The 13,441-nt window shown below is 39.1% G+C and carries 11 protein-coding genes and 1 tRNA gene; 8 read left to right on the top strand and 4 right to left on the bottom strand.

All coding sequences use genetic code 11. The annotated features are described in order from the left end of the window. Window positions 1–84: 84 nt before the first annotated feature. Both NST97_RS08995 and NST97_RS08990 read right to left on the bottom strand, forming a co-directional pair. Window positions 85–846 carry a class I SAM-dependent methyltransferase gene (locus tag NST97_RS08995; RefSeq protein ID WP_341343136.1) on the bottom strand — a complete coding sequence of 254 codons (762 nt, stop codon included), beginning with the start codon at window positions 844–846 and terminating at the stop codon, window positions 85–87. 76 nt (window positions 847–922) lie between these two features. Beyond that, window positions 923–1,231 carry a hypothetical protein gene (locus NST97_RS08990; RefSeq protein ID WP_063387238.1) on the bottom strand — a complete coding sequence of 103 codons (309 nt, stop codon included), beginning with the start codon at window positions 1,229–1,231 and terminating at the stop codon, window positions 923–925. 363 nt (window positions 1,232–1,594) lie between these two features. Here NST97_RS08990 and NST97_RS08985 point away from each other — a divergent pair, with 363 nt between their 5' ends. From NST97_RS08985 to NST97_RS08975, 3 genes are all read left to right on the top strand, one after another. Continuing rightward, window positions 1,595–1,921 carry a VOC family protein gene (locus NST97_RS08985; protein ID WP_341343135.1) on the top strand — a complete coding sequence of 109 codons (327 nt, stop codon included), beginning with the start codon at window positions 1,595–1,597 and terminating at the stop codon, window positions 1,919–1,921. Between the two features lie 150 nt (window positions 1,922–2,071). Further along, a complete protein-coding gene (gene trpB / locus NST97_RS08980; protein WP_063387240.1) occupies window positions 2,072–3,235 on the top strand; it encodes a tryptophan synthase subunit beta in 1,164 nt (387 codons plus the stop codon). Between the two features lie 1,429 nt (window positions 3,236–4,664). Continuing rightward, a tRNA-Gly gene (locus NST97_RS08975) sits at window positions 4,665–4,738 on the top strand. A gap of 119 nt (window positions 4,739–4,857) precedes the next feature. On the opposite strand, the gene NST97_RS08970 is transcribed toward NST97_RS08975, so the two are convergent. Beyond that, complete coding sequence (locus NST97_RS08970; protein ID WP_339193263.1) at window positions 4,858–5,523, bottom strand: B3/B4 domain-containing protein; 666 nt, start codon at window positions 5,521–5,523, stop codon at window positions 4,858–4,860. Window positions 5,524–5,605: 82 nt separating this feature from the next. Here NST97_RS08970 and queG point away from each other — a divergent pair, with 82 nt between their 5' ends. The 3 genes from queG to trmL are packed head-to-tail and all read left to right on the top strand — an operon-like array spanning window position 5,606 to window position 8,206. Continuing rightward, entirely contained in the window at window positions 5,606–6,739 is a 1,134-nt protein-coding gene (gene queG / locus NST97_RS08965) for a tRNA epoxyqueuosine(34) reductase QueG (protein WP_327848606.1), read from the top strand. Between the two features lie 40 nt (window positions 6,740–6,779). Beyond that, window positions 6,780–7,700 carry an amidase domain-containing protein gene (locus tag NST97_RS08960; RefSeq protein WP_339193262.1) on the top strand — a complete coding sequence of 307 codons (921 nt, stop codon included), beginning with the start codon at window positions 6,780–6,782 and terminating at the stop codon, window positions 7,698–7,700. A 32-nt stretch (window positions 7,701–7,732) separates the two neighbouring features. Next, window positions 7,733–8,206 (top strand): tRNA (uridine(34)/cytosine(34)/5-carboxymethylaminomethyluridine(34)-2'-O)-methyltransferase TrmL, encoded by a 474-nt coding sequence (trmL, locus tag NST97_RS08955; protein WP_094244585.1) that lies wholly within the window; start codon window positions 7,733–7,735, stop codon window positions 8,204–8,206. A gap of 200 nt (window positions 8,207–8,406) precedes the next feature. Here the strand turns inward: trmL and NST97_RS08950 are convergent, their stop codons facing one another. Then, a complete protein-coding gene (locus tag NST97_RS08950) occupies window positions 8,407–9,519 on the bottom strand; it encodes a glycerol dehydrogenase (RefSeq protein WP_327863191.1) in 1,113 nt (370 codons plus the stop codon). A 450-nt stretch (window positions 9,520–9,969) separates the two neighbouring features. On the opposite strand from NST97_RS08950, the gene NST97_RS08945 reads away from it, so the two are divergent. Beyond that, complete coding sequence (locus NST97_RS08945; RefSeq protein ID WP_339193261.1) at window positions 9,970–11,865, top strand: PrkA family serine protein kinase; 1,896 nt, start codon at window positions 9,970–9,972, stop codon at window positions 11,863–11,865. A 198-nt stretch (window positions 11,866–12,063) separates the two neighbouring features. Continuing rightward, window positions 12,064–13,230 (top strand): sporulation protein YhbH, encoded by a 1,167-nt coding sequence (gene yhbH / locus NST97_RS08940; RefSeq protein ID WP_339210287.1) that lies wholly within the window; start codon window positions 12,064–12,066, stop codon window positions 13,228–13,230. The last annotated feature ends 211 nt before the right edge of the window (window positions 13,231–13,441 follow it).

The raw sequence follows: 13,441 nt of genomic DNA, 5'->3' as shown, positions 1-13,441 counted from the left end.
CAAAATTTTTTTGAGAAAATTACATATTGTTCACTTTCTTTTAGATTCAACAATTCGCGAAGATATGAGACGCCTCTTTACGTGTTATTCTTTAATCCCGATGACGCGAATTCGCTTATAATCGGCAAACCAGATGCCATTTTTATATATGACGTTTTTCAAGTTGTTTTCCACGTTTGTGAAGATAAGATTTTTTGTTTCGTTTGTCAAACTGTTAAACAGGCTGCCAGCGAACATTTCTATCCAATTTTTTACCCCATTCTCCCCATGTAATGGCGTTGGACGGTCAAAATGCTGGGCGAACACGACACGGAACCCCACTTCTTCCATCAACGATGAATATTCACCAATGCTTGGGAAATACCAAGGAAATTGGTCTGCTAATTCCTCCATGCCCAATTTATTCAATTCATTTCGGATGGCATCGGTAATTATTTTGACATTGCCTTTGCCGCCGAATTCCGCTACAAAACGGCCGTTCTCCTTTAAGGCCTGGTATATATTGATTAACGCCTGTTTTGGCGGCTTGATCCAGTGAAGAACTGCATTGGAGAAAACGGCATCAAACTCGTTGCGGTATCCAAGATTTAGAACATCCTTCACCTCAAAGCTTAAACCGGGGTATTTTGCTTTAGCCTGATTAATCATATTTTCTGATTTATCAATTCCGACGACGTCAACTCCTAATTCGTAAAGCTTCCAGGCTAAATCTCCCGTACCGCAGCCGAGGTCAAGAATACGTTCACCTTTTTTTGGCTCCAACAGATCAAGCAAATGCTCTCCAAATTTGGAAACAAATGAATGTTTTGCATCATACAAAGCTGCATCCCAACTGTCTTTTTTCATGTGATAGGATCCCTTCTTTCATTTGTAGTAAAAATATGGGGGAATTTTGCAAAATGCATTTCAATGGAACATTCGCTTATTTTTGGCCATTTCTAAACGGTTCCAGTACTTCATCCACCCATTGACGAAATTTTTCATACGCTTCCTCATTTGTTTGAACATTTTCTATAAATCCACCTTTAAATTTATCATAATAATGCTCTTTATTTACAAATAATTGTTGAAATTCTTCCTCTTTTAAATCATCAAAAAATAAATCCATTGTGCCATCAGTTCTTTCCCAGGCAATTCCTTCGATGAAAGGGGAAAATTCATCTTTAAAGTTGTCTACATGTAAATGATTCCCGGTGTAATTTTTCGAATGAAAGTAGTCATTCTTCTTCATGAGTGTGTCCTCCAAATTGATTTTTACATAATTTGAATTTTTTGCTAAGTATCTCGTTAAGAAAGATTACACAATATAACAAGATGTTTCTTGTTTACCAATTTGAAGAGCAATTTCGGAGCAGGTAACCTGCATCACGCTGCGCTTTTTAACTCCATTTTATATTTTAGAATATTTCAATTGTTTCTAGTAATGCTCTATTTCAAAAAAGATTGTAGCTTGACCCTAGGAAAATGCGATGTTGAATCATTAAACAGAAACAGGAGGCACTCCTCTTCTTAAAAACAAGGTGTCATTCCCTTATGGTAAAATGGTCGAGAAGAATGTTTATCCCTACAATCTGGCAAAGGCGGGTAAACAAAGATGAAAAAAATAATCCCTCATATTTATTTGCATAACTGTAAGGAAGCGTTGCAATATTATCAGCAAGTATTTGGAGGAGAACTTAAAAATGTAGAGACATCCGATGGAAAAGAAATGTTTAAAGGTCACGAAGGAAAGTATATTCATGCCGAGCTGCATATTAACGAATCATGTGTACTTTATTTTGCCGATGTTTTCTCATCGGTGACGAAGGGGAACAATATATGGCTGACATTGGATTTGGAGTCAGAAGATGAAATAAATTCAATTTTTACAACATTAGCGAAAGACGGACAGGTCAAAATGGAATTGCAAGATACTTTTTAGAATTCAAAATATGGTGTGGTAATCGATAAATTCGGTGTAGTTTGGGAGCTAAACTATGCAAAATAATAAGCGGCAGAAATTCTAAAAATAAGTGTTTGATTTGAACATGTTTTGCTATAATTGAATAAAAGCTTAGAGGAGATGAGTAAGATGAGTCAGCAAACAGTTGAGAAGGGTTATTTTGGCCAATTTGGAGGAAGCTTTGTTCCAAAGGATTTGCAAAGAGCATTGGACATACTGGAAGAGAATTTCGAAAAATTTAAAAACGATTCAACGTTTAATGAAGAATTGGCATATTATTTAAGAGAATATGTTGGTAGAGAAAATCCGCTGACATATGCGAAAAATTTCACAGAAGCGCTCGGGGGCGCGAAAGTTTATTTAAAACGTGAAGATTTAAATCATACCGGAGCACATAAAATCAATAATGCAATTGGACAGATCTTGCTTGCCAAACGGATGGGGGCTACTAGAATCATTGCAGAAACGGGTGCTGGACAGCACGGTGTTGCAACAGCAACCGCGTGTGCGATGTTTGGAATGGAATGCACCATCTATATGGGCAAGCTCGATACAGAGCGGCAGGCATTAAATGTGTTTCGGATGGAGCTGCTTGGTGCAAAGGTAGTACCGGTTGAAAAAGGACAAGGACGTTTGAAGGATGCGGTGGATGCAGCTTTAGCTGATTATGTGGAAAATTACCAAAACACGTTTTACTTGCTTGGATCTGCTGTCGGCCCGCATCCGTATCCAACAATTGTCAAGCATTTTCAATCGGTTATTAGTGAAGAGTCGAAAAAGCAGATTCTTGAAAAAGAAGGGAAGCTTCCAACAGCAGTGATTGCTTGTGCAGGAGGAGGAAGCAATGCAATCGGAGCTTTTGCGCATTATCTGGACGAACCAAACGTAAGATTAATAGGAGTGGAGCCGGAAGAGGCACCAACGCTTACGAAAGGTGTTCCAGCTGTTATTCACGGATTTAAATGCTTAACTTTGCTTGACGAAAATAATGATCCAATGCCGACTTACTCTATTGCAGCAGGGCTTGATTATCCTGGAATTGGTCCAGAGCACAGCTATTTGAAGGAAACCGGACGGGCAGAATATGTTACGGTGTCTGGAAAAGAGGCTTTGGAAGCTTTTCAGCAATTATCTAAGTTGGAAGGAATCATCCCTGCCCTTGAAAGTTCACATGCTGTAGCATATGCGATGAAACTTGCCCCGCAGCTAAGCAAGGAGGATATTGTGATCGTTAATCTCTCTGGCAGAGGAGATAAGGATGTCGAGCAAGTGTTTGAAATGTTGAAAAAATAAGGTGAAAATCGGCGTTTTTGAACGTCGATTTTTTACTTGTGCGCCCGGCATGGGTGTAATCTATAGGGTGAAAGTCCCGAGCTGCGAAGGCAGAAGTAGCAGTTAGCTTAACGCAAGGGTGTCCGTGGTGACGCGGAATCTGAAGGAAGCGAGCGGCAAACTTCCGGTCTGAGGAACACGAACTTCATATGAGGCTAGGTATCACTGGGTGAGTTTGCAAGACAAAACAAAGCCCTTTCTGCCGAAGGTGATACAGAGTAAATGAAGCAGATGGATGGAAGGAAAGATTACACTCTTACCCGGGGAGGTCTGGCGGATATGTGAAGTACGCTTCATAACCTACTTAGTGATAAGTAGCTGAACCGTCAGAAGTCAGCAGAGGTCATAGTATTAGTTGGTCTAGAACAACTAAGAAGGACCGAACAATTAAGAGAGAATAGCCCTTGGCATTCAGTGAGTCATGATGAACACAGAAAACGTAGTACCTCACTTGAGGGAGGAAGCGGTGAATCCCGTGGGAGATCTCTTGGAGGGTGGAGTGACCACTGGCATAAAGAGAACAGCTATTCACGGAAGTTATAAAGACTTGCGTCAATTATCTTAATTGAACCGCCGTATACGGAACCGTACGTACGGTGGTGTGAGAGGACGGGAGTTAATCGCTCCCTCCTACTCGATTCTTTTAACGATTCATCAGCTGAATTTTTAGAAGAGCAAGTTGTTTATAGTAATATAAAAAAGGCAGATTTTTGATCCACCGGATAAGTGTATATTTATCTTTGAAAAAATTCTTGACAGCTCTGAAATGGGCAAGGTATGGGAGCTGTAGTCACGAAAGTGCTATAGAAAGTTAAAAGATATGGGATAAGTGCGCTCATCACATTTTTTCAATGAATCAAAATGGTGTAGTTTTTGAGGTATAGTTATCATTTGGTCTTAACTTTACTCTGATTTTATAGGAATTTTCTCAGCTCTTAGTATTTTATGTTGGTTGATAAATTTAGTTTGCGAAGGAATGACTGAGGGGTTCAATCTAACTGTTATCTAAGCTTGCCATGATTTCGGAGTTTACATTTAAACGCCGGACATTTACCACCAGCTTTGTAAATATATGAACGAAATAAGAAAAACTTGTTGATTTAATGCTTTTTTCAGTGGTATAGGGTGTTAAATGGACAGCTTGGTATCTATTTTGTTCACAATTTCGACAAAAACATAAAAAAATGTCGTTTTTTTTACATTTTTCCGTTGCACCGTCATTTTCGCTTTGCTATAATAAAACCCGTCATTGCATTACGGCTACCACGAGCGATGCTTCGATGAATAAGCATCGAGTTGCCTCGACGCATCTCCTTCCTCGAATAAGCTGGAAGAGGAAGAGGCATGGCAAGTGCGTGTTTTTCGTCTTGATAGAAAAGAAATAATGTATGCGGGTGTAGTTTAGTGGTAAAACCTCAGCCTTCCAAGCTGATGTCGTGGGTTCGATTCCCATCACCCGCTCCATACATATCATTCATCAACGCAGTGTTTCGTTTTTATAAGCAAACGAAGCATTGCGTTTTTTCATTATAGAAATTTTGTATATGGCTGCCATGCCATTAAAAGAAAGAAAAGGGAGAGGCTTAAGCGAAAATTTGTTGGCGAGCATCTCCACCGTGAATTTGAACAAACATGTTTGCCATCGCTCCAAGTAATTTTTTTGCTTCTTCTGTCCGCATCGATGGCTTTAAATAAACGATATGTAAAGCGCTTGTTGTCGAAAGCTGTACTGCTGTTCGCTTAGAATCAACATAGGGGCTTCCGAAAGGTCCGTTTGCATCACAGGTTACTAGTTTATTTTCCAAATTCACTTGGCGGCCGTTGATGGCATCATATGAATCGCCATTTTTACCGATTTTTAACGTAATAGGTCCTTTTATTTTGTTTCGGTCGTAGATGCCTAACGGAATTTCATATTTCAAAGAGAAAAAATTATTTAAGTCAACTGCTGAATGGATAGACTGTAAGTATTGCTGTTTTTGAACGCGGCGAAAAAGAGCCTCATTGGATGGGCGGTATCGATTAGGATCAGTGCCAACACGCTTAAAGACTTCCCGCCATTCTCGAATGCCGTCTAATTCAACTGCATTTTTATTTTCTAGATCGAAAAAAATAGATTCTTGAAAGAAACGAAGTCTCCCTTTTAACATTTGGGGGGATTCGGATACTTGAATATGATCATACTCAATTAAGCCTATTTTAAAGTGAGGAATTCGTTGTTTGACCTCTTCAGCAATAAAAAATTCCATTGATTTCCCTCCTATTTTCAGCCATTTTATCTTAACATAGTTTATATATTTTTTGAAATAAAAACAAAGGGGGTGGAGCGGTGTGGATTTCACAGTTCTCAAACAAGAAATTATTGAATACAGCAAGCAAATTGGAATCGATAAAATCGGTTTTGCGAGTGCTGATGTTTTTGAAACATTGAAGGAGCGGCTAATTGTACAGCAGCAGTTAGGATATCAGTCAGGATTCGAGGAGCCTGATATCGAAAAGCGGACAAATCCTGAGCTGCTCCTTCCAAAAGCAAAATCGATTATCTCTATAGCGTTGGCATATCCTTCAAAAATGAAAAATGCTCCCAGAAGTACAAAAAAAGAGCGGCGCGGTTTATTTTGCAGGGCTTCATGGGGGACAGACTATCACGTGATTCTAAAAGATCGGTTAAAAAAGCTGGAAAGCTTTATTTTAGAAAAAGTGGACGGAGCACAGGTTAAATCGATGGTCGATACGGGGGAGCTGTCGGATCGGGCCGTAGCAGAGCGAGCCGGTATCGGATGGAGCGGAAAAAACTGCATGATTATTACACCGGAATTCGGCTCTTATGTATATTTAGGCGAAATGATTACAAATATTCCTTTTCCTTCCGACACCCCGATTGAAGACCGATGCGGATCCTGCAACATATGTGTCGATTCATGTCCGACTGGTGCGCTCGTGCAAGGCGGGCAGCTCAATTCAAAGAAATGTATTGCTTTTTTAACGCAAACAAAAGGGTTTCTGCCTGATGAATACCGTGGGAAAATCGGAAACAGGCTTTACGGCTGTGACACTTGTCAGCTTGTTTGTCCGGAAAATAAAGGAAAGGATTTCCATATCCATTCTGAAATGGAACCGGATCCTGAAATTGCAAAACCAAAATTAAAGCCGCTTCTTCATATTTCAAACCGCGAGTTTAAAGAAAAATTCGGCCATATAGCTGGTTCATGGAGAGGAAAAAAGCCGATTCAGCGAAATGCGATCATCGCTTTAGCCCATTATAAAGATAGAACGGCTTTGCCTGATTTAATTAAACTGATGCACGAAGATTCAAGACCGATTATTCGGGGAACCGCCGCATGGGCGATTGGAAGGATAGGAGATCAATCAGTGCTTTTTGAATTAGAAAAAGCTCTGGAAAAAGAACAAGATGAAGAAGTAAAGAATGAAATTGTCAAAGGAATTGAAATGTTGAAAGCATGATTTTAATTGTCACCATCATACGTATATAGAAGAAACGAAAATGGTGGTGACAAATGTGGACGTACAGGCTGTTTATCGAAAAATAAATGAAAAGCTGCAATTTTTAGTGAACAAATCTGTCAATCACAATCGGCAGCAATCTTCAGAGCTTGAATGGTGTGAAAAGAAAAAAGAGCTGGCAGCAAAACGAAAAGCGGAAATAGTGAAAGCGACTTGTCTCATAAAATGGCCGAAACAGATCGAAGATGAGGCAACCGTTTTAGATTATTTATGTGATTACAGGCTTCTTTATAAGCAAGGTGATTTTTTATATATAGAAGAAATTGGGGAAGAGCGGGTAGCGAAGTTTTCCAATAAAGGTCATTTAATATCTGATGAAGTTAAACTAAAAGACTGTTTTCATAAAGATGAAGAGGATGATTGGACAAACGAAAAATGGCAAGAAAAAGATGAACGGGTTTCTTTTCAATATGATCGGTTGAAAAGCGTCCAATATGCGGAACGGTGGTGGAACAGCAGAAATCCGAATTATCCTTATTTTGACGTAAATTGTACAAATTATGTTTCCCAATGTTTACGTGCCGGTGATGCGCCGATGAGAGGCTACCCGAACCGGTCATCAGGATGGTGGCTTGCGAATAATAATTGGAGCTACAGCTGGTCTGTAGCTCATGCGCTGATGCTGTATTTGTCCACATCGAAAACAGGACTTAGAGCGAAAGAAGTTTCGTCTCCTGAGCTGCTTAAGCCCGGGGATGTGATTTGTTATGATTTTCAAGGCGACGGCAGATTTGACCATTCAACATTTGTTGTTGCAAAAGATAAAAGCGATATGCCGCTTGTCAATGCCCAAACATCCAACAGCCGAATGAGATATTGGTCGTACGAAGACTCAACTGCCTATACAGAAAACATTCAATATAAATTTTTTCATATCATTGATGATAATGAGGATTCTTAAAAATGTTATAATAGTTTTCGAGGTGAATCATTGTGGCATTACACGTTGTTTTATATCAACCAGAAATCCCTGCAAATACTGGAAATATTGCTAGAACTTGTGCGGCGACTAATACAGCCCTTCATTTAATTCGTCCTTTAGGTTTTTCAACGGATGATAAAATGCTTCGACGCGCAGGGCTTGATTATTGGGAATTTGTAAACATTCATTATTATGATTCTCTTGACCATTTTTTTCAGCAAAACCAGAACGGGGATTTCTACTATATAACTAAATTTGGAAAACGATATTATACGAGCTATGATTTTAGTGATCCTTCCAAAGAGATTTTCTTCATTTTTGGACGTGAAACAACAGGACTTCCAAAAGAATTGCTTGCAGAAAATGAAGATCGGTGTTTGCGCATTCCAATGACGGAAAACGTTCGGGCATTAAATTTGTCGAACACTGCCGCTATTTTAGTGTATGAGGCGCTAAGACAGCAAAGCTTTCATGGATTATCTTAAACACTTTTAGTTTTGGGCTTCTTTCGGATTGTAAATATACATTATTTTTGGCGGTTATTCTGTTCAAATATAAAGGAAGTATGAGAAGGAGCGGACTACCATAAGGTTAAAAAAGCAAATACAAAGGCCAGAGCTGTCAAAGCGCCTGGCCTTTTTTGCAGTCAACAAGGTATCCCATGAAGAAATGCCAATTCAAAACGTTATTTGCGGTGTTTTTCTTTATATGCTTTCGCATATTGATCAGCAGCAAAAATCGCATCTGCTACATCATCAGCTGTCACATTGAATGCATTATGGATTGTTTCCCCTTCTGCGGTTGCTGCTTTAGCGACTTTTAGTATATCTTCGCGTGAAGCATCTTTTAATTTAATGTCCTCCAACGTGACTGGCAAATCAAGGCTCAAATAAAGCTCAATATAGCGTTCAATTTCTTGTTGTGAATGTTCTTCGAGAGCGAGCTGGACAAGAGTACCAAATGCCACTTTCTCTCCGTGTGTCAAATGATGTATTTCGCCTTCTAACGCGGTAAATCCGTTATGAATAGCATGAGCCGCTGCCAAACCGCCGCTTTCAAAACCTAGTCCGCTAAGGAGCGTGTTTGCTTCGACGACCGCTTCTAACGCAGGGGTGACGACTTTTGCTTTTACTGATTCATAGGCAAGCTTCCCGTACTTGAATAAAGTTTGTTCACATTTTTCTGCAATTGCTTCAGCTGCAATTGTAGGGATGCCGCCCGCCATCGTTTTTCCTCCTGATTTTATAACACTGCGTGCTTCCACCCAAGTTGCAAGTGCATCAGCGATTCCAGAGGCAAGTAAACGTGGCGGAGCATTAGCGATAATTTTCGTATCGACAAGTACAAGATCTGGATTCTTTTTATAAAAACGGTAGCTTTCAAATACGCCGTCATCAGAATATATAACAGAAAGAGCACTAGTTGGAGCATCAGTTGAAGCAGCTGTCGGCACAATCACTATATAAGCATCTAATTCATCCGCTACCGCTTTTGCGGTATCTAACGTTTTTCCTCCACCAACGCCGATTACAATAGTAGCTTCTGCTTTTCTTGCAATATTCGCGATTCTTTCTACCTCGTTTCTCGAAGCTTCTCCGCTAAAAACTACTTCTTCGGCTGCAATATTTCCTTTTTTTAATTCGTTTACAATTGTATGCCCAGCAATTTTCCAAACTATTTCATCAGCTATCACGACTGTCTTGTTTCCAATTCCTTCAAGATAATTCGCGATTTTTGTAATGACATTTTTACCTTGAACATATTTTGCAGGGCTGATAAATACTCTTTCTACCGCCATAATTAGCACCCCTTTTATGTTTTTGGAGTTATTTTCATGGAACTAAAACAAGCCGCAATTCCCTACCTGCTTTATCGCTTCACAAAATTATCGGGAGGACTACTTGTGAACAAATCATCAATATGCACAAAATTATTTTTTGTTGACACCAGGTTTATCGTTGTATCCTGCAGTGAAAATAGCAATTAAAAATGTGATGCAGACACCTAAAACTAAAGCAGTTTTCATGAAAAAGATCCCTCCTTCATATGTACAACGTAATCAAAAATTACTAGTTTTATTATACATTAACATTCCCAACGAGTGAAAGAATTTCCCTAAGGTTTGTCATTTTGTCAAAATTTTTTAACTCATTTTCAAATATTAAGCTAATCAAAAAGCATCTTTAAGGACATCCTCGCATAAATTGTATTAATCTGGTGCTCAAACCAACGATGGAGGAGGTCCCTGATGGATATTTTGAAAAAAATCGAAAAGCATAGAGAAATGGAAGAGCGCTTAAAATGGGAAGGCACCTTCGCTGAATATTTGGAAATATTAAAAGAAAAACCATGGATAGCCCAATCCGCCCATTCTCGCGTTTATAATATGATAAAAGATGCAGGGATTGAGGAGATTAATGGCCGAAAACGATATAAATTTTTCAACCAGGAAATTTTCGGACTGGACGAAGCATTGGAACGTCTTGTGGAAGAATATTTTCATCCCGCTGCTAAGCGGCTGGATGTAAGAAAAAGAATTCTGTTGTTAATGGGTCCTGTCAGCGGCGGGAAATCTACACTTGTCACTTTGTTAAAAAAGGGATTAGAAGAATATTCGAAAACGGATAGAGGTGCAGTTTATGCAATTAAAGGCTGCCCGATGCATGAAGATCCTTTGCACTTAATTCCGCACCATCTTCGCGACGACTTTTATAAAGAATACGGCATTCGAATTGAAGGCAATTTATCTCCGCTTAATATGATGCGCCTTGAAGAAGAATACGGCGGGAGAATTGAGGATGTTTTAGTTGAACGAATTTTTTTCTCAGAAGACAAACGGGTAGGAATCGGCACATTCAGTCCGTCTGATCCAAAATCGCAGGATATTGCCGATTTAACGGGAAGTATAGATTTTTCTACAATTGCTGAATACGGCTCAGAATCCGATCCGAGGGCTTATCGATTTGATGGAGAGCTTAACAAGGCAAACAGAGGAATGATGGAATTTCAAGAGATGTTGAAATGTGATGAAAAATTTTTATGGCATCTGCTATCTCTAACTCAGGAAGGAAATTTTAAAGCGGGCCGATTCGCGCTCATTTCAGCTGATGAGCTCATAGTCGCTCACACGAATGAAACAGAATATCGTTCATTTATTTCAAACAAAAAAAATGAGGCTCTCCATTCGCGAATTATCGTCATGCCGATCCCGTATAATTTAAAGGTTTCCGATGAAGAAAGAATTTACGAAAAAATGATTAAAGAAAGCGATGTATCCGATGTTCATATCGCTCCGCATACATTGAGAGTAGCGGCAATGTTTACTATTTTAACCCGTTTAAAGGAGCCGAAGAGATCGGATATCGATCTTGTGAAAAAGATGCGGCTTTACGACGGAGAATTGGTTGAAGGGTTTAATGCTGTAGATGTGGAAGAGCTAAAAAAAGAATATCCGGAAGAAGGAATGAGCGGCATCGATCCTCGTTACGTCATCAATCGGATTTCTTCTACCATTATTCGGAAAGAAGTGCCTTCTATTAATGCGTTAGATGTACTTCGTTCGTTAAAAGAAGGTTTATATCAGCATCCTTCGATTTCAGAAGAAGACCGTGAGCGTTATTTGAATTTCATTTCCATCGCGCGGAAAGAATACGATGAAATTGCGAAAAAAGAGGTTCAAAAGGCGTTTGTCTATTCATATGAAGAATCGGCAAAAACTTTAATGGACAACTATTTAGATAATGTTGAAGCGTATTGCAATAAAAGCAAAATCCGCGATCCGCTGACAGGCGAGGAAATGAATCCGGATGAAAAATTGATGCGTTCAATTGAGGAGCAAATCGGCATCTCAGAAAATGCAAAAAAAGCTTTCCGAGAAGAAATTTTGATTCGCATTTCAGCATATGCAAGAAAAGGGAAACGTTTTGACTACAATTCCCATGAGCGGTTGCGCGAAGCTATTCAGAAAAAATTGTTTGCTGATTTGAAGGACGTTGTGAAAATTACAACGTCAACTAAAACGCCTGACGAACAGCAATTAAAGAAAATTAACGAGGTTGTAGCGAGACTCATTGATGAATATGGATACAATTCAACATCTGCCAATGAACTTCTTCGCTATGTAGGCAGTTTACTAAATCGTTGACAATTGAAGCTGGTTTCGTTCATGATTCGCCCAATGGGCGCTATTTTTTTCAAAATTTCTAATCAAAAAAGGTGTGCAACAGCATGTCAATTTTGGAAGGTTCGAGCATATGATAGAATAATCTTTTATTTGTCCAAACGAACCCATTCGTTTGAATATAATAAAAGAATTGCCAAGTTTTTTAAGGGAGGGAAAAAAATGACATCCAAAGGGAACCATCACTTTGTTGTTTCTAGAGAGGATTGGTCCCTCCATCGTAAAGGCCATGATGACCAAGTTCGCCATCAAGAAAAAGTGCAAGAAGCGATTCGCAATAATCTCCCTGATCTTATTTCAGAAGAAAGCATCATCATGTCAAACGGAAAAAATGTAGTAAAAATTCCGATACGGTCGCTTGATGAATATAAAATTCGATATAACTATGACAAAAACAAACATGTCGGCCAAGGAAAGGGAGACAGTAAAATTGGCGATGTTGTTGCGAGGGATGGCACAAATGATGCACAAGCAGCTGGGAAAGGCGATGGCGCTGGAGATTTGCCTGGAGAGGACTATTATGAAGCTGAAGTGTCGATTATGGACTTGGAAAAAGCGTTCTTTCAGGAACTTGAACTTCCAGATTTACAGCAAAAAGAAATGGATGAGAATATTGCTGAAAAAATAGAATTTAACGATGTTCGCCGTACAGGCCTTATGGGAAACATTGATAAAAAACGGACAATGCTTTCGGCATTTAAACGAAATGCGATGGCAGGAAAACGAAGTTTTTATCCGATATATCCGGAAGATTTGAAATTTAAGACTTGGAACGAAGTGGAAAAACCAGAGTCAAAAGCTGTTGTGCTTGCAATGATGGATACGAGCGGTTCTATGGGAATATGGGAAAAATATATGGCGAGAAGTTTCTTCTTTTGGATGATTAGATTTTTAAGATCGAAATACGAAACGGTAGATATTGAATTTATTGCCCATCATACGGAGGCAAAGGTTGTCACTGAGGATGAATTTTTTTCAAAAGGTGAAAGCGGAGGCACCATTTGTTCTTCTGCCTATCGAAAAGCATTAGCACTTATTGAAGAAAAATACTCGCCTTCCCGGTACAATATTTATCCGTTCCATTTTTCCGATGGAGATAATTTAACTTCAGATAACAGCCGATGCGTGAAGCTTGTCGAAGAACTAATGAAAATTTGCAACATCTTTTGTTACGGCGAGGTCAACCAGTACAACAGATACTCCACCTTAATGTCTGCTTATAAAAACATCAACAATCCGAAATTCCGCTATTTTGTGTTAAAGCAAAAAGCAGATGTGTTTCATGCGATGAAAACTTTTTTTAAAAAACAAGAAAGTAAAACCAGCTAAATGTGAAAAGGGGCCTGACATAGGTTCCTTCTTTTGTTTTGCAGTTTCTAGTAACAGCTGTTCAAAAAGATTTTTTGAAGGAAAAATTTCAGCAGATTCATTTGAATGTTGGAGAGAAGATAAGCACGAAGATTTTCACAGTCCCTTTCAACCAAAAAAATTTCCTCCTGCGCTAGACAGGTTATTTTACTGTCTAACGCAAGAGGAAAGA

The organism is Aeribacillus sp. FSL K6-1305 (assembly GCF_038050115.1).
Lineage (GTDB): Bacteria > Bacillota > Bacilli > Bacillales > Aeribacillaceae > Aeribacillus > Aeribacillus composti.
Note: the sequence above shows the minus strand (reverse complement) of the source record. Positions and strands in the feature narration are given on the sequence as shown.

What these genes read in the sequence shown, in the direction of transcription:
- NST97_RS08995 (WP_341343136.1), bottom strand. Translation starts at nt 846, where the DNA reads ATGAAAAAAGACAGTTGGGATGCAGCTTTGTATGATGCAAAACATTCA.
- NST97_RS08990 (WP_063387238.1), bottom strand. Translation starts at nt 1,231, where the DNA reads ATGAAGAAGAATGACTACTTTCATTCGAAAAATTACACCGGGAATCAT.
- NST97_RS08985 (WP_341343135.1), top strand. Translation starts at nt 1,595, where the DNA reads ATGAAAAAAATAATCCCTCATATTTATTTGCATAACTGTAAGGAAGCG.
- trpB (WP_063387240.1), top strand. Translation starts at nt 2,072, where the DNA reads ATGAGTCAGCAAACAGTTGAGAAGGGTTATTTTGGCCAATTTGGAGGA.
- NST97_RS08970 (WP_339193263.1), bottom strand. Translation starts at nt 5,523, where the DNA reads ATGGAATTTTTTATTGCTGAAGAGGTCAAACAACGAATTCCTCACTTT.
- NST97_RS08960 (WP_339193262.1), top strand. Translation starts at nt 6,780, where the DNA reads ATGGTGGTGACAAATGTGGACGTACAGGCTGTTTATCGAAAAATAAAT.
- NST97_RS08950 (WP_327863191.1), bottom strand. Translation starts at nt 9,519, where the DNA reads ATGGCGGTAGAAAGAGTATTTATCAGCCCTGCAAAATATGTTCAAGGT.
- NST97_RS08945 (WP_339193261.1), top strand. Translation starts at nt 9,970, where the DNA reads ATGGATATTTTGAAAAAAATCGAAAAGCATAGAGAAATGGAAGAGCGC.
- yhbH (WP_339210287.1), top strand. Translation starts at nt 12,064, where the DNA reads ATGACATCCAAAGGGAACCATCACTTTGTTGTTTCTAGAGAGGATTGG.